General features: G+C 42.5%; 16 protein-coding genes and 1 pseudogene. 10 read left to right on the forward strand and 7 right to left on the reverse strand.

Annotation, left to right across the window (positions count from 1 at the left end; genetic code table 11):
- Positions 1–219: 219 nt before the first annotated feature.
- Entirely contained in the window at positions 220–486 is a 267-nt protein-coding gene (locus tag IQ211_RS01335) for a hypothetical protein (RefSeq protein WP_193836310.1), read from the reverse strand.
- Here IQ211_RS01335 and IQ211_RS01340 point away from each other — a divergent pair.
- Positions 445–684 (forward strand): annotated as a pseudogene (locus tag IQ211_RS01340) (IS1-like element transposase); the annotation flags it as partial. The gene IQ211_RS01335 and the pseudogene IQ211_RS01340 sit on opposite strands and share 42 nt — an antisense overlap.
- 453 nt (positions 685–1,137) lie before the next feature.
- A complete protein-coding gene (locus IQ211_RS01345) occupies positions 1,138–1,560 on the forward strand; it encodes a GNAT family acetyltransferase (protein WP_189760461.1) in 423 nt (140 codons plus the stop codon).
- Positions 1,561–1,708: 148 nt separating this feature from the next.
- Here the strand turns inward: IQ211_RS01345 and IQ211_RS01350 are convergent, their stop codons facing one another.
- A complete protein-coding gene (locus IQ211_RS01350) occupies positions 1,709–1,951 on the reverse strand; it encodes a hypothetical protein (protein ID WP_189760462.1) in 243 nt (80 codons plus the stop codon).
- 392 nt (positions 1,952–2,343) lie between these two features.
- On the opposite strand from IQ211_RS01350, the gene IQ211_RS01355 reads away from it, so the two are divergent.
- The 6 genes from IQ211_RS01355 to cysM all read left to right on the forward strand — a co-directional run bounded on the left by IQ211_RS01355 (position 2,344) and on the right by cysM (position 7,992).
- Positions 2,344–2,919 (forward strand): RpoE-regulated lipoprotein, encoded by a 576-nt coding sequence (locus IQ211_RS01355; protein WP_223281776.1) that lies wholly within the window; start codon positions 2,344–2,346, stop codon positions 2,917–2,919.
- Between the two features lie 255 nt (positions 2,920–3,174).
- The gene (locus IQ211_RS01360; RefSeq protein ID WP_189760464.1) at positions 3,175–4,212 is read left to right on the forward strand and encodes a sulfate ABC transporter substrate-binding protein; all 1,038 of its coding nucleotides are present in this window, start codon (positions 3,175–3,177) and stop codon (positions 4,210–4,212) included.
- A complete protein-coding gene (gene cysT / locus IQ211_RS01365) occupies positions 4,212–5,042 on the forward strand; it encodes a sulfate/thiosulfate ABC transporter permease CysT (protein ID WP_223281777.1) in 831 nt (276 codons plus the stop codon). Before IQ211_RS01360 ends, cysT begins: the two co-directional genes overlap by 1 nt.
- Positions 5,042–5,875, forward strand: coding sequence for a sulfate/thiosulfate ABC transporter permease CysW (gene cysW, locus IQ211_RS01370; RefSeq protein WP_189760465.1), 834 nt, complete (start codon positions 5,042–5,044; stop codon positions 5,873–5,875). The genes cysT and cysW overlap by 1 nt, the downstream gene beginning before the upstream one ends.
- Before the next feature lie 14 nt (positions 5,876–5,889).
- Positions 5,890–6,978, forward strand: coding sequence for a sulfate/thiosulfate ABC transporter ATP-binding protein CysA (gene cysA, locus IQ211_RS01375; protein ID WP_189760466.1), 1,089 nt, complete (start codon positions 5,890–5,892; stop codon positions 6,976–6,978).
- A 132-nt stretch (positions 6,979–7,110) separates the two neighbouring features.
- Entirely contained in the window at positions 7,111–7,992 is an 882-nt protein-coding gene (gene cysM, locus IQ211_RS01380; RefSeq protein WP_189760467.1) for a cysteine synthase CysM, read from the forward strand.
- Positions 7,993–8,141: 149 nt separating this feature from the next.
- Here cysM and crr read toward each other — a convergent pair whose 3' ends face one another.
- From crr to cysZ, 5 genes are all read right to left on the reverse strand, one after another.
- Entirely contained in the window at positions 8,142–8,651 is a 510-nt protein-coding gene (gene crr, locus IQ211_RS01385; RefSeq protein ID WP_047767273.1) for a PTS glucose transporter subunit IIA, read from the reverse strand.
- Positions 8,652–8,696: 45 nt separating this feature from the next.
- Positions 8,697–10,424 (reverse strand): phosphoenolpyruvate-protein phosphotransferase PtsI, encoded by a 1,728-nt coding sequence (ptsI, locus tag IQ211_RS01390; protein WP_189760468.1) that lies wholly within the window; start codon positions 10,422–10,424, stop codon positions 8,697–8,699.
- Between the two features lie 124 nt (positions 10,425–10,548).
- Positions 10,549–10,806, reverse strand: a complete 258-nt coding sequence (gene ptsH, locus IQ211_RS01395; RefSeq protein WP_047767271.1) for a phosphocarrier protein Hpr — start codon at positions 10,804–10,806, stop codon at positions 10,549–10,551.
- A gap of 442 nt (positions 10,807–11,248) precedes the next feature.
- Positions 11,249–12,202, reverse strand: coding sequence for a cysteine synthase A (gene cysK / locus IQ211_RS01400; RefSeq protein WP_189760469.1), 954 nt, complete (start codon positions 12,200–12,202; stop codon positions 11,249–11,251).
- A 362-nt stretch (positions 12,203–12,564) separates the two neighbouring features.
- Positions 12,565–13,341, reverse strand: coding sequence for a sulfate transporter CysZ (gene cysZ, locus IQ211_RS01405; RefSeq protein WP_189760470.1), 777 nt, complete (start codon positions 13,339–13,341; stop codon positions 12,565–12,567).
- Between the two features lie 220 nt (positions 13,342–13,561).
- On the opposite strand from cysZ, the gene zipA reads away from it, so the two are divergent.
- Together zipA and ligA are read left to right on the forward strand one after the other, a co-directional pair.
- Positions 13,562–14,497 carry a cell division protein ZipA gene (gene zipA, locus IQ211_RS01410; RefSeq protein WP_189760471.1) on the forward strand — a complete coding sequence of 312 codons (936 nt, stop codon included), beginning with the start codon at positions 13,562–13,564 and terminating at the stop codon, positions 14,495–14,497.
- 63 nt (positions 14,498–14,560) lie between these two features.
- Complete coding sequence (gene ligA / locus IQ211_RS01415; RefSeq protein ID WP_189760472.1) at positions 14,561–16,579, forward strand: NAD-dependent DNA ligase LigA; 2,019 nt, start codon at positions 14,561–14,563, stop codon at positions 16,577–16,579.
- Positions 16,580–16,637 lie beyond the last annotated feature (58 nt).

Consider the following 16,637-nt stretch of genomic DNA (forward strand, 5'->3'; position numbering starts at 1 on the left):
CCGGATGATAATTTCAGAATGGACGATTGACGCGTCGTTTAGCCGACGCGTATCCGGACTTTCAGTCCGTTAATCACTAACCCACCGACTTTAGTCGGTGGTTGTTCAGTTCATCTTCCATAAGGAATAATGAAAAAACATAACTAATTACTAAAATCATAATAGGTGTAAATATAATCAATAATATTAACCCACCCAAAGCCTTTAAATATTTTTTATTCACCTGATTTTTCCCATTTTATTAAAAAAATATTGTAAATCTGATGTTGGTGTTCTTGGTTTTCTTCTTATCTCTTCTTTTATAAATGCTATTACTTTATCACTTATTCCATATTGTTTGTCAAGAACATCTAAACCATAAGCTACTACAATTCCGGTAAGCAAAACTATTCCGGCAACAGCAATAATGCTACCACCTACCATAGCTGTCGCTGTTAAAAGTGTACCGACAGCCCAAGAAGCAGTAATAGCGGTTTTAGCGGTCATCAACGTTACTATTGTTTATGGTGTAATCGTACTTTCCAGCTCGACTATTTCTATCGTGCTTGTCAAGCTGGAATAAAAGATCAGCATTAATGCCGTTGTTCGCACGCTAAAAACTTCGTCCACGATGTGTAACAACGCTCCCTCTGGATAATGTGGTGCGAAGTTGATGAGCTGGGGTCTTTTGCCGGGAACAAAAAGTAGTGACGTTGAGTTATTCAGAATTCCCTAAAATGTATGACAAAATTATCAGCACTTTCATCGAAAGAAAATATTATGTTTAAGGCCAATCAACACTTTGAATGCATCACCAGTTTTTTGCCACTAAGTTTGTTGAGTTTATACCAATCTAATTTCAAGATGCGTGTGATTTCTCCCCGCGAATCGGGGGAAATCAGGTTCCATATCGTGTTGTCAATTGCAACTTGAAGTTTAATGCGTATAGCAGCCATAATCATCCCAAATATTTATACAAATGTTTATACGCATACAGTTTAATGTGTTATTAATTATTTGATTTTAATATAAAAATAAAAATCATGGACAAATATAGAAACATAATAGTAGCAATGAACGCATTTTCATATTGATTCCAAAATAAAAGCAGTGATAATTAACATTGATTTGATTGCTTATTAAATAGGCGTACTAACTATGGAAATTCGGGTATTTCGGCAAGACGACTTTGAAGCCGTTATCACACTTTGGGATCGTTGTGATTTGATTAACTCTGGTGATGATCCAGAAATAGATATTGAGCGTAAACTGACTCATGACGCTGATTTATTTTTGGTTGCTGAAGTTGCGGGAGAAGTGGTTGGTACAGTGATGGGTGGTTATGATGGACACCGTGGTCATGCCTACTATCTGGGAGTGCACCCTGAATTCAGGGGCAGGGGAATAGCCAATGCATTGATCTCTCGCCTGGAAAAGAAATTATTGGCCAGAGGTTGCCCCAGTATTTTAATTGTGGTTCCAGAAGAAAATGATGCAACAATCTGTATGTGCGAAAAGATGGAATATGATTATTTGGGCCAAGAAAATGTCATGTTTAGCAAGCGATTGATTATTGATTAAATGAATCGTTAGATAAATATACAAGCCATGAAATGGCTGAATAGAATTATTCTATACGCATTAAATTTCAAGTTGCAATTGACAACACGATATGAAACCTGATTTGCTTCACGGGGAGCAAATCACACGCATCTTGAATTTTCAACCATTACTTTTTTGATGAAATATGAATAGAGTGTACCCATCTTCTCATGTATTTGTTTTTTATAACAAGAAGATCTTTTGACATTATTGGTTTTTCATCGTCAATGTAAAGCATTACTTTAATATTCCCATTCTCATCCTTGGATAGGGAATAATGCTCAGGTATAGAGTATGTGGATTTTCCTTTTAATACAGTCCAGTTAGAAGGATGTTGATGATTAACATGATATAGATAAGGAATATTCATAATTTCTTTCCTGAGTTACATCACCTGGCCAGATAAGAATAAAAATTTATAATACTATTTGATCATACAGTTTGCTTTATAAATATATTAGCAATACTTGATAAATAATATCTTTTAAACATAATTTTTATGTTTCTGTTGATGAATGGTTTGTATATTTAAAATTGAATGTTTTTTTTAGAATGTGGTCTGATATACCAATCTCACTTCAAGATGCATGTGATCTCTCCCCGCGAAGCGGGGAGCAAATCAGGTTTCATATCGTATTGTCAATTGCAACTTGAAGTTTAATGCGTGTAGATATCAAATGACAACGCCATAGAATCGAAGGTAAGAAAACAGCGATGGATAAATTTTTTGCATTTAATGTCTGTTCTAAACGGAAGAGGGTTATGGCTGCCAGCAGCTTAGTCGGATGCTCACTCTTGTTGACGGCTTGTGCCGGAACTTTAAGAATGTCATGGCCTGCTTTGTCACCTTTTAATTGGTTTGGCAGTTCCTTAAGCGTTTCCGAGCAGGGTATAGGAACAATCAATAAACAGACGGAGATGTCCCAATCTGCAATCGAAAAAGGGTTGGAAGGAAAATATCGTCTGCGTAGTGGCATGGAGATGCAAGATGGCAAGTTAGTGAGTGTTATTCAGGGCATGGAAGAAGGTCAGGTAAAACTGGAATTTCACGGTCTGGTCAATGGTAAAGTTAATCGTATTGACGTGTTGGATGATGAGGTTAAAACCGTTTGGGGAACGAAAATAGGTACACCTTTCTCCAGTCTCTATGACCAGGCATTTGGAAAATGTCACCGTTCCAATGATCTCACTGCATCGCCTACAGTTATTTGCACTGCTCCGCAGAGTCAGCATGTCAGCTATGTTTTTACCGGAGTTTGGGAAGGCCCTGAAGGGTTAATGCCTTCTGATGATGTTCTGAAGGGCTGGAAAGTTTCGCGTATTATTTGGCAATCCTGATAAAAGCCTACAAATCGCTTTATATCAAGTCAAAAATCTTTTAATCCACTTGTATGATAAGGGCAGAGTGCCAGAGTTCAGTTACTTGATAAGCGGCTGGCACCTGTGACCTGATATTTTCTACACCTTATCGTTTTTCATCATTTCTCATAAAAATTCGGTATATAAAACAGTAGCCAGTAAACTACCCTGTTATAAAGATTCTGGATACAGTAGAGAAATTGTTGTCAAACAGTGTGAAGAATAAGGTGTTGGATGAAAATAGTGGCAATAAAAAATAAATTATTAAACGGAGTGACTAGCCTGTTGTTTCTGGCCTGTCTCAACGTTTATAGCTCTAGCGCCTTAGCTGTTGAGTTGCTGAATAGTTCTTACGATATTGGGCGAGAATTATTCTTGCGCTTAAATTCGGAATTTGAAAAACAATGGAATGAACAGAACCCGCAGGATAAATTGACTATCAAACAGTCCCATGCCGGTTCATCTAAGCAAGCATTGGCCATTTTGCATGGATTGCGGGCGGATATCGTCACTTATAACCAAGTCACAGATATTCAGATCTTGCACGATCGGGGCAATCTCATTCCTGCTAATTGGCAGCAGCGTTTGCCGAATAATAGTTCTCCATATTATTCCACTATGGCGTTTCTGGTACGCAAAGGTAATCCCAAACATATCCAATCCTGGGAAGATTTGGTGCGAAATGATGTGAAATTAGTTTTCCCAAATCCAAAAACATCAGGTAATGGACGCTATACCTATCTGGCTGCATGGGGCGCTTTTCAGCAAAAAAATCCGCATGATCCCGCGAAGGTTCGCCAACTGATGCAGCATTTTTTACAGAATGTGGCGGTGTTTGATACCGGAGGTCGTGGCGCAACAACTTCCTTTATTGAACGGGGTATAGGGGATGTACTGATTAGTTTCGAATCTGAGGTCAATAACATTCGCAAACAGTATGGGGCAGATAATTACCAGGTCATTGTACCTCCGGTAAATATTTTGGCTGAATTCCCTGTGACCTGGGTGGATAAGAATGTTCAGAAAAATGGTACGGAAGCGCTTGCCAGAGCGTATTTAAATTATTTGTATAGTCCGTCAGCCCAGCAAATCATAGCCAGTTTTCATTATCGTGTGATTGATCAAAATGTGATGCAAACACAGCACTCCCGTTTTCCTGTAACTAAACTGTTTCGCCTCGAAGAACAATTCGGTAGCTGGCCTCAAGTGATGAAAACTCACTTCAATACTGGCGGTACGCTTGATCAGTTATTGGAAGAAGGGCGCAAATAATGCGGGTATTTAGCAAACGTGTCTTGCCCGGATTTGGGCTGAGTTTAGGTTGTAGCCTGTTTTATGTCTGCCTTATTCTGTTATTGCCACTAAGTGCTCTGGTAGTACAGCTTTCGAGTATGACATGGGAACAATATTGGCAGGTCATCGCTAATCCGCAGGTTGTTGCCGCTTATAAGGTGACATTATTGGCGGCAGGGATTGCCAGTTTGTTCAATATGGTTTTTGGCATGTTGATGGCCTGGATATTAACGCGCTATCAATTTCCCGGGCGTAGTTTATTAGATGGTCTGATGGATTTGCCATTTGCTTTACCGACGGCAGTTGCTGGTCTAACGCTAGCGACACTCTTTTCTGCAACTGGGTGGTATGGGGCCTGGCTGGGCCATTTCGATATCAAAGTCGCCAATACCTGGCTGGGGATTGCGGTCGCAATGGCATTCACGAGTCTGCCGTTTGTTGTGCGCACTGTTCAGCCTGTGCTTGAAGAACTGGGGCCTGAATATGAGGAAGCGGCACAGACCTTGGGAGCAAGCCGTTGGCAAACTTTTCGGCGGGTTATATTACCAGAAGTTTCGCCGGCATTGATTGCCGGAACTGTGCTCTCTTTTACGCGTAGCCTGGGGGAATTTGGTGCCGTGATTTTCATTGCAGGCAATATTGCCTGGCAAACCGAAGTCGCCTCTCTGATGATCTTTGTCCGCCTGCAAGAGTTTGATTATCCGGCGGCTAGTGCGATCGCTTCAGTCATCCTCGCAGCGTCGTTATTACTGCTGTTTAGCGTCAATATATTGCAAAGCCGCTTTGGTAAACGGATAGGGGGACAGTAATGACTGAATTTTCAGCACACACAGTGGCACAACGTCCCACTATAAATTGGGGAAAATGGTTACTGATCGGCACTGGTGTATTTTTTTCCCTTTTGCTGTTGGTTATACCGGTAGCATGGATTTTCTTGACCGCTTTTTCCAAAGGAATCGACATGGTTGTCCAGAACCTTTTCGATCCCGATATGCTGCACGCTATCTGGCTAACAGTGATGATTGCGCTTATCACTGTTCCTCTTAATTTGGTTTTTGGTGTGATGACGGCATGGTTAGTGACACGTTTCCAATTCCCCGGCAGACAATTATTACTGACATTAATTGATATTCCGTTTGCGATTTCGCCGGTTGTAGCTGGATTACTTTATCTGCTGTTTTATGGTGCAAATGGCTGGTTAGGGAGTTATGACATCCAATTGATGTTCTCATGGCCTGGTATGGTCTTGGTGACTGTGTTTGTGACATGTCCGTTTGTTGTCCGTGAATTGGTGCCGGTGATGTTGAGTCAGGGCAATCAGGAGGATGAAGCTGCCATATTGTTGGGTGCCTCTGGCTGGACGATGTTCTGGCGCGTGACATTGCCAAATATTCGTTGGGCATTGTTATATGGCGTCGTTTTGACCAATGCGCGGGCGATTGGGGAATTTGGTGCTGTGTCTGTGGTATCGGGGGCAATTCGTGGTGAAACCTATACGCTGCCTTTGCAGGTTGAGTTGTTGTATCAAGATTACAATACGGTTGGCGCATTTACGGCTGCGGCTTTATTGGCGGTGATGGCGATTATTACTCTGATTGTCAAAAGTGCATTGCAATGGCGTTTAAGCCGCCAACAAGGCTAGGTTAGGAGCGGGATATGAGTATTGAAATCAGTAAAATCAGTAAATCTTTTGGTCGATCTCAGATACTGAATGACATTTCACTGGATATTGAATCTGGTGAGATGGTAGCTCTGCTTGGTCCATCGGGTTCTGGCAAGACGACATTACTGAGGATTATCGCCGGGCTTGAGCAGCAGAGTGCCGGCCAATTGAAATTTCACGGCCAGGATGTCAGCCGATTACATGCAAAAGATCGGCATGTTGGGTTTGTATTCCAGCACTATGCCTTATTTCGCCATATGACGGTATTTGATAATGTGGCTTTTGGCTTGACGGTTCTTCCTCGTCGCCAGCGTCCCAGTGCTGAGGCATTGCGTAGTAAAGTTATGGCATTGCTGGATATGGTGCAACTTGCTCATTTGGCAGAACGTTATCCATCGCAGCTTTCTGGTGGACAAAAACAGCGTGTGGCATTAGCGAGAGCATTGGCGGTTGAGCCACAGATCCTCTTATTAGATGAACCTTTTGGTGCATTAGATGCTCAGGTTCGCATGGAGTTACGTCGTTGGTTGCGTCAGCTGCATGAAGAGTTGAAGTTTACCAGCGTGTTTGTCACCCATGATCAGGAAGAGGCAATGGAGGTGGCTGACAGGGTGGTACTTATGAATCAAGGACGCATTGAACAGGTCGGCACCCCTCAGCAAGTATGGCATGAGCCGGATAGCCGCTTTGTCCTTGAATTTATGGGAGAAATAAACAAACTGAGTGGTGAAATTAAAGGTTCCCAACTTTGGATTGGTGGGAAAATTTTTCCATTGAATATCACACCGCTACATCAAGGAAATGTTGATGTATTTTTCCGGCCTTGGGATATGATGCTTAGTGCCAGGCAAACACCTGTTTGCCCTTTGCCAGTGCAAGTTGTGGAAGTGAGTCCGCGCGGTCATTTTTCCCTCTTATCTGTTCAACCGCTAGGATGGGGCGATGATTACCTGTCTGTGATTTGGCGGGATGATTCATCTATACCAATTAGGGGAAGTGACTATTTTATTGGTGGCACAGGTGCTCGCTTGTATGCGGGGAATTTGCCATTAAAAGTGTTGCGATTTGCTGAATCTGCCTGATCTAATTCATCCTTATATTGAATCCCTATTTCCCGTCATGCAAAGGAGTAGGGATTTTTTGCTTAATGGCTTGCTACAGTTTCCTTAATATGATTATTTGTTTATCCATTCTCATACGAACTAGGTAATGCTGTGGCAAGCTTGGAAGAATTTATAGGTAATACACCGCTGGTAAAATTACAACGAATTACAAAAGGTGTTGATGCTGAGATTTGGGTGAAGCTGGAAGGCAATAACCCTGCGGGTTCGGTAAAAGACAGAGCTGCGCTTTCGATGATCCTGCAAGCGGAATTGCGTGGGGAAATTGCTCCGGGCGATGTTTTGATTGAAGCAACGAGTGGTAATACGGGGATTGCACTGGCGATGATCGCGGCGGTAAAAGGATATCGCCTAAAATTATTGATGCCTGAAAATATGAGCCTTGAGAGACAGGCGTCAATGCGGGCTTACGGTGTTGAATTAATTTTAGTCAGTAAAGAATTGGGAATGGAAGGTGCGCGGGATTTGGCGCAAGAAATGGAGAAGAATGGGGAAGGAAAAGTTCTGGACCAATTTAATAATACGGATAATGCGCTGGCACATTTTAATACTACTGGCCCAGAAATTTGGCAGCAAACACAGGGACGCATCACACACTTTGTTTCCAGTATGGGAACAACAGGCACGATTACGGGAGTAAGCCGCTATTTGAAATCTCAGTCTGACAGAGTGAAGGTGACTGGATTACAACCGGCGAAAGATAGCCATATTCCTGGTATTCGTCGTTGGGCTCCGGCGTATATGCCCGGAATCTATCAGGAAGAGCTGGTGGATCAGATCCTGGATATCACCCAAACAGAAGCGGAAAATACCATGCGTTTGTTGGCCAAAAAGGAAGGTATTTTCTGTGGCGTCAGCTCTGGTGGCGCCGTTGCTGGCGCGTTACGCATCGCAGCCGAAAATCCTGGGGCAGTTATTGTAGCGATTATTTGTGATCGTGGTGACAGGTACTTGTCCACAGGAGTATTTAATTAACTTTTTATCATCCATAAAAAAATCGCCCTGTTTTATCGAGCATTCTACTAACTAGCCTGATAAAGCAGTGGCGATTCACGGGCAGGTCATCAATTAAAATGAATCGGTTAACAGAAAAAAGAGGCAAATATCCCTCAATGATTTTTCTGTTATTTTTTGATTCTCATGATGACTGACTCACCTACGACTACGGAGCCATTGACTTTCGTTAACTCTTTAATTTCATCCATGTTAGAAATAACAACAGGAGTTAAGGTTGATTTAGCCCTTTCTTCCAAAAATGCCAGATCAAACTCTAAAACCAAATCACCTTTTTGTACCCGTTGACCTTCTTCGGCAATGCGCTTAAAACCTTCACCTTTCAGTTCAACGGTATCAATACCAAAATGGACGAATAGCTCAATGCCACTATCAGATTCGATAGAAAAAGCATGATTAGTTTCGAAGATCTTACCAATGGTGCCATCAACAGGAGCGACAATTTTATTGCCAGTTGGTTTAATCGCGATACCATCACCAACGATTTTTTCGGCAAACACAACATCTGGAACATCTTCGATGTTGACTATCTCACCTGACAATGGCGCGATAATTTCAATACTGCCACTATTTTTTTTATCGTCTGAAACCAGAGATTTCAATTTATCAAGCAGACCCATGAATCTTCTCCTAATTGTTTAATGGGACCGTATTCTGGCTAATTTTTAGCAGAGTGTTTTTTCTCTGGTAAAGGTGTCAACCAAATCCATCAATTCCTTTGCTGTTGGCTGAGTTAAAGCCTGCTCTGCCAGTGCTTTTGCATCATCATAATTAGTATTACGGATGATCTTTTTAATGCGTGGAATTGATATTGCACTCATACTGAACTCATCCAATCCCATACCCAAGAGCAACAGCGTGGCGCGCTCATCACCGGCAAGCTCTCCACACATGCCCGTCCATTTACCTTCTGCGTGTGAGGCATCAATAACCTGCTTGATTAAGCTCAACACTGCTGGTGACATTGGGTTGTAGAGATGAGAAATCAGCTCATTACCACGGTCTACCGCAAGAGTATACTGAGTTAGATCGTTTGTCCCAATACTAAAAAAGTCAACTTCTTTTGCAAGATGATGAGCAATGGTTGCAGCAGCAGGCGTTTCGACCATGATGCCAACTTCAATCGATTCATCAAATGCTTTGTTTTCATTGCGTAATTGCTCTTTGAGTAACGCAAGCTCAGCTTTCAATTCCCGTATTTCTTCAACAGAAATAATCATTGGGAACATAATGCGCAGTCTACCAAATGCAGAAGCTCTCAGGATAGCACGTAATTGAGAATGTAAGATCTCTTTACGGTCAAGGCAAATACGGATCGCACGCCAGCCAAGGAATGGGTTCTCTTCTTTTGGCAGGTTCATGTAAGGTAAATCTTTATCGCCACCAATGTCCATTGTACGAATAATGACGGCTTGATTACCAACTGCTTCTGCCACTGCTTTATAGGCCTCAAACTGTTCATCTTCGGTTGGCAGAGAATCACGATCCATAAACAGAAATTCAGTACGGTATAAACCAATACCTTCGGCACCATTGCGTTCAGCGCCAGCGATGTCACGTACCGTACCGATATTGGCGCAAACTTCAACTTGATGTCCATCCAAAGTGATGGCCGGTAAGTCTTTCAGCTTCGCCAGTTCGGTTTTTTCTGTCAGATACTCACTTTTCGCGGTTTTCAGTTTCTCGATTTCGGTATCAGATGGGTTCACATAAATGTGATTATTGACGGCATCCAGAATCAGGTAATTACCATTTTGGATTTGCCTGGTCGCATTGGTTGTACCAACAATCGCTGGTAATTCCAGAGAGCGAGCCATAATGGACGTGTGAGAAGTTCGGCCACCAAGATCAGTGATGAAACCTAATACCTTGTCCAGATTGAGTTGTGCGGTTTCTGATGGCGTCAGGTCACTGGCAACCAGGATGACTTCTTCTTCAATGGAACCTAAGTCGATAATTGGCATATCCAGAATATTTTTCAGTAAGCGCTTACCAATATCACGCACATCGGCGGCTCGCTCTTTCAAATATTCATCATCCAGTTCTTCCAGCGCATTGGCCTGATCTTCAATAACGGAATGAACGGCTGCATCTGCTGTTAACAGGTTTTTTTTAATAAGTGTGATAATTTCCTGCTCTAGCTCTTCATCTTCCAGCAACATAATATGGCCTTCGAAGATTTCAGCTTTTTCTGCACCCAGATTTTTTTCGGCTGTTTCTCTAATGATCTCTAATTGTGCGGAAGATTTGTCACGGCCTTGCTTAAAGCGGGAAATTTCTTGTTCAACTTGTTCAGGAATAATTTTTTTATGATTGATAATGATGGGATCTTCTTTCAGTAATAACGCTTTACCGAAAGCAATTCCTGGTGATACTAAGATACCTGAAATCATATTATATGACCTTACTACGGGTGATTACCTTTCATTAAGATTTAGGGGGAACCCTAAATATCCCCAGATTTTATTGATCTGGGGATAAGCTGAATGAAATAGACTGGCTTGATTGAACGGACGATTATTCCAATTCACCCATTAATTTAACTAAATGTTCAACAGCCTGTTGTTCATCTTCGCCTTCAGCAGAAATCGTTACAACTGTACCTTGAGTCAATCCCAGCGTTTGTAATTTGAACAGGCTTTTTGCGCTGGCAGACTTGCCCCCAGAAGTCAGAGTAATGTCAGAAGCAAAGCCTTTTGCTTCTTTAACAAATTGTGCCGCAGGGCGAGTGTGGAGGCCGTTTGGTGCAGTAATAGTAACTTCTTGCTGGAACATAATATTTCCTCAATAACTTAAATATGCGTTGATAAGCGAAGAGAATTCCATTGGTTATCGCTGAATTCCCTGCGGCTTATACAACCGTTAAAATGATAATGAAGTAAAGCGTACTCCCTTCACTTTTCAAGTTATTGTGTTGCTAATTTTAACTTGAAATTTAGTGGGATTATAATAATCATTATCAAATAATTAACATACTTGATGCACTCAATTGTTGATTTGGTGTTAATACACGTTATCTAAAGAAGGCTTTAGTTTGAATAACCTTATTTGCCGTCTGGTTGGCGATTAATTTCGTGCATCAAAATAATTACTGGTTAAATACTAAAGCTACTTGAATAAATCATCTAGGAAAGTTTTAAACTTTGATCTGATGCACAAAAAAGCACCCTGAAGGTGCTTTTTTGTCAATGGAGTGAAAAATTCTATCGAGTGATTTTTACTCACTGAGTAAGTCAGCAAACAGTGCTGTACTGAGATAACGTTCCGCCGACGAAGGCAAAATTACCACGATATTTTTATCCTGGTATGCTTCTTCTTGCGCTATTTTGATGGCCGCAGCAACAGCAGCACCTGAAGAAATTCCCGCAAGAATACCTTCTTTTTCAGTGATTTCACGTGCAATCTGCATCGCTTCTTCATTGCTGATTTTAAATACGCGGTCAACTAATGTTAAATCTAAGTTATCAGGAATGAAACCAGCGCCAATTCCCTGAATTTTATGTGGACCTGGTTTAAGTTCTTCACCCGCCAATTTTTGGCTGATAACAGGTGAACTTTCTGGTTCTACCGCAACGATAGTGACTGGTTTGCCCCGCGTATTTTTTAAGTAACGGGCAACACCCGTAATTGTGCCGCCAGTTCCTACACCAGCAACAAAAACGTCTACATTACCGTCAGTATCTTCCCAAATTTCAGGGCCAGTGGTTTTTTCATGGATTTCAGGATTGGCGGGATTGCTGAATTGTTGCAGGAGTATATAACGGTCAGGGTTACTGTCATGGATTTCGTTAGCTTTCTCAATCGCGCCTTTCATGCCTTTTGCACCTTCGGTCAGCACCAAATTTGCGCCAAGTGCTTTCAACAACTTACGTCGTTCAAGGCTCATTGTTTCAGGCATGGTCAATGTCAGCTTATAACCACGGGCAGCTGCAACATAGGCAAGTGCAATCCCTGTATTACCACTGGTTGGTTCGATAAGTTCTTTATCTTTGGTCAGAATGCCCCGTTTTTCGGCATCCCAGATCATATTGGCACCAATGCGGCATTTAACACTGAAGCTGGGGTTACGGGATTCTACTTTCGCCAGGATGCGACCATTCGCGAAATTTTTTAAACGTACTAGCGGAGTGTGACCAATAGTCAACGAATTATCTTCATAAATTTTGCTCATTGTTCGTTTGCCCCTAACATACCGTAAATACTGGTTAACCATACGCTAACATCATATTTATGGAAATAAGGTTTCAGTCTATTCTTATTATATAAAAGAATAATTGATGGACATTTTATATCAATCTAACTTTAAGATGTGTGTGATTTCTCCCCGAGAAGCAGGGAGAAATCAGGTTTCATGTCGTGTTGTAAATTGCAACTTGAAGTTTAATACATATAAATAGCGTTTCAAAATGATAGGAATATTCCTTACCGCGCGGAGCGCGGGGTAAGGAACGCCAACATCTGATACCCTCCTGACATGCTTATAACCGGTCAGGAGGCGTGTAGTCGACAAAAAGTCGTAAACAGAAGATTAAATTAATTTGATGATGTGCGATTCAGGGCATGTTGAGCACGGTAGCGATCAACCCACATCGCAGTTGCGCCACAAACCGCAACGGGCATGATAAACAGGTTCACAATCGGGATCATGGTCAGAATGCTGACTGCTGCACCGAATTGCAGGTTATCTATTTTATTTTGGCGTAATGTATTGCGCATAGTGGTAAAACTGACTTTATGGTTATCAAATGGAAAATCACAATATTGGATTGTCAGCATCCAGGCACTGAAAATAAACCAAAGGAAAGGAGCGACGGTTTGGCCTATTCCTGGAATGAAGTAAAGTAACAATAGGACAACTGCACGCGGAATATAGTAAAGAATTTTCACTATTTCGCGTTTCAGAATACGGGGCGTATCTTTGAGTAAGTCAATAACCCCAGTATCGGGTGCCGGAATGCCTGTTAAGTCAGCCTCCAATTTTTCTGCCAGCAACCCATTGAATGGTGAAGCGATAAAATTAGCCAGTGTACTGAAAAAATAGGTAAAAACCAGTAAGATAGAGATAACCGCAAGTGGCCAAATTAAATAGCTTAACCATTGCATCCAGTCTGGTATTTTATCGAGAGCCCATTGTATCCAATCCCCTAATTTATGATATAGCCACCAAAATGAACCACCTAGCAATAAGATATTAGCCAATAAAGGTAATAGAACGAACCTCTTAATGCCAGGGCGGGTTATCAGTTGCCAACCTTGGGCAATATAATGAAATCCATTCACATGTTTTGGCAACCTTGTCGAATTCGTCATATTTTCTTATTCTCTCTTAGATGATTGAGACGGTATGATATAGGCAGGATTTTCTACTGACCAGTCGTTTCATGAGTAAAAAACATCCGAAAAAACAGAGAAAATCTCTCATTATGGTAAGAAAAGTATGTAGAGACTTGCACTTGTCCTATTTGACAAATACTCTTATCTAAAGAATATTCCGCCGTGATGGCAATTAATTTAAACAACAGAGATAGCAATGATGCAGGATTTGCGTCTGATATTAATCGTTGTTGGTGCGATAGCCATAATAGCTTTGCTATTACATGGGTTGTGGACCAGCCGTAAAGAGCGTTCATCACTCTTTCGTGATCGCCCAGTTAAACGTCATAAACAGGGGCGTCAGGAAGAGCCAGAAGATGATGATGGCGAGGAGCTGTTTGATAATACGCCAAAATCGAAAGTTCAGGAGTCGACGCAACCGCAGACTGAACATCGTGCCGGGCCGGTTATCGAACGTCATGCGCCTGAATCGTCAGCCACAGTGTCTGATGATGGTACAGATCCTTTACTTACAAGGCATCAATCCGATGCTTCTACAGTCAAGGTGAAAGGTGTCGATGATCAACAAGAAGAACCACAACTTGGCTTGTTTGATCCGATTGAATCCACTGAATCAAAAGAAGCCAGAGTTGCAGAGTCAGACTCTGACATTGTGGACGGGCAATCAAAGGCAGCGAAAAATGAAGCACAGTCTAAATCTGAACAGACTAAAAAAGAGACCGTGTTGGTGTTGCATGTTGCCGCTCATCATGGGCAAGAACTGAATGGTGAAGTGCTGTTCCAAAGCATTTTACAGGCAAGCTTCCGGTTTGGTGAGATGAATATTTTTCATCGCCATCTAAACCCATCGGGTAGCGGTGCTGTGTTGTTCAGTCTAGCTAACATGGTAAAACCGGGTTCGTTTGATCCAGACCAAATGGTCGATTTCACTACTCCTGGCGTTTCCATATTTATGCTTGTACCTTCATATGGTGATTCCAATCAGAATTTTAAACTGATGTTACAGGCGGCGCAGCGCATTGCTGCTGATGTGGGAGGCGTTGTTCTGGATGGTGAGCGCAAGTTGCTGACACCACAGATGATCGAACTCTATAAAGCGCGTATCCGTGATACGCTCAATGTCAGTGAATAACCCCTCTTTTTATTAGTATCAAGCCCCCGCTAGTCGGGGGTTTTTCATCTCTGGTGAGAAATCATGGAAAATATCATCCAAAAAATCAAAGAATTAAGAACAACATTACGTCATCACGAATATTTGTATCATGTTATGGATGCACCAGAGATCCCTGATGCAGAATATGATCGTTTGATGCGAGAATTAAAAATGCTGGAAGAGCAGTATCCAGAACTGGTTACTGCGGATTCTCCTACCCAGCGTGTGGGTGCAGCGCCGTTAACGGTATTTGAGCAGGTACGCCATGAGATCCCGATGTTGTCTTTGGATAACGTATTTGACGAAGAGAGCTATCTGGCGTTTGACAAACGCGTACGTGATCGTCTGAAAAACAGCCAGGATTTAGTGTTTTGTTGTGAATTAAAACTTGATGGTTTAGCGGTCAGTTTGCTGTATGAAAATGGGGAATTGGTACAGGCTGCGACGCGTGGCGATGGGACAACGGGGGAGAATATTACCGCCAACGTCCGTACCATTCGTGCTATTCCTTTGCGTTTGAAAGGGGACAATATTCCTGCTCGCGTCGAAATCCGTGGTGAAGTCTTTATGAAGCAAGCTGGGTTTGAAAAATTCAACGAAGAAGCGCGTCGCACAGGCAATAAAGTTTTCGCCAACCCCCGTAATGCGGCGGCTGGATCGCTGCGTCAACTTGATCCACGCATTACCGCTAAACGTCCACTTACGTTTTATTGTTATGGGGTTGGTGTGCTGGAAGGCGGAGAGTTACCAACGAGTCACTATGAACGCCTGATGCAATTCAAGCGTTGGGGGCTGCCTGTCAATGACAACGTGAAGTTATGCCAGGGTACTCAACGAGTGATGGATTTCTACCATGACGTTGAGCAGAAGCGGCCGACACTGGGCTTTGATATTGATGGTATTGTCGTTAAGGTCGATTCCCTCGAATTACAAGAAAGATTGGGTTTTGTTGCCAGAGCGCCACGTTGGGCGACGGCTTTCAAGTTTCCGGCCCAAGAGCAGATAACTATCATCCGTGATGTCGAGTTTCAGGTAGGACGTACTGGCGCCATTACTCCGGTTGCTCGTCTGGAGCCGGTATTGGTGGCCGGTGTTACGGTGAGTAATGCCACGCTGCATAATGCAGATGAAATTGAACGTCTGGGATTGCGTATTGGTGATACGGTGATTATTCGTCGTGCCGGAGATGTTATCCCACAAGTCGTGGGCGTCGTTCATGAAAACAGGCCAGCAGATACTCAGGAAGTGATTTTTCCCATACATTGTCCGGTTTGTGGCTCAGATATAGAGCGTGTTGAAGGTGAGGCGGTTGCTCGTTGTACCGGAGGCTTGTTCTGTGGAGCACAGCGTAAAGAGGCACTGAAACATTTTGTTTCCCGCCGTGCCATGGATGTTGATGGCATGGGTGAAAAAATTATTGAGCAGCTTGTAGATAAAGAGTATGTCAAAACGCCAGCAGATCTTTTCCGACTGACAGCCGGAAAATTAACAGGTCTTGAGCGAATGGGGCCTAAGTCTGCGCAAAATGTCATTAATGCCTTGGAGAAAGCGAAGAAAACCACTTTTGCACGCTTTATTTACTCTTTGGGTATTCGTGAAGTGGGCGAAGCGACTGCTGCTAATTTGGTTGCTCATTTTGGTACGTTAGAAAAATTACGTGCAGCGGACATTGAAGCCCTGATTGCGGTGCAGGATGTAGGAAGTGTTGTTGCCAGCCATGTTGTGAATTTCTTTAATGAGCCACACAATCAGGTGGTGATTGATGATCTAGTCAACAATATTGGTATCCATTGGCAATCGACTGAAAACCTGAACCTTGATGAAATCGACAGTCCATTTGCTGGTAAGACAGTCGTATTGACAGGTTCGTTGAGCCGTTTATCCCGAGACGAAGCTAAAGATAAGCTGACAGTCTTAGGCGCAAAAGTGACAGGAAGTGTATCCAAGAAAACAGATCTGGTTATTGCGGGTGAAGCTGCGGGTTCCAAGTTAGCTAAAGCCAATGAACTGGGAATTGCTGTGATTGATGAAGAGGAAATGCTCCGTTTATTGGGGGAATAATGCGCATTCCATTTAGGGAGACGATTATTAAAATGTGATCGAGTTAGCTAAATAGAGA

This window comes from Xenorhabdus griffiniae, from assembly GCF_015163655.1.
Taxonomy (GTDB): Bacteria; Pseudomonadota; Gammaproteobacteria; order Enterobacterales; family Enterobacteriaceae; genus Xenorhabdus; species Xenorhabdus griffiniae.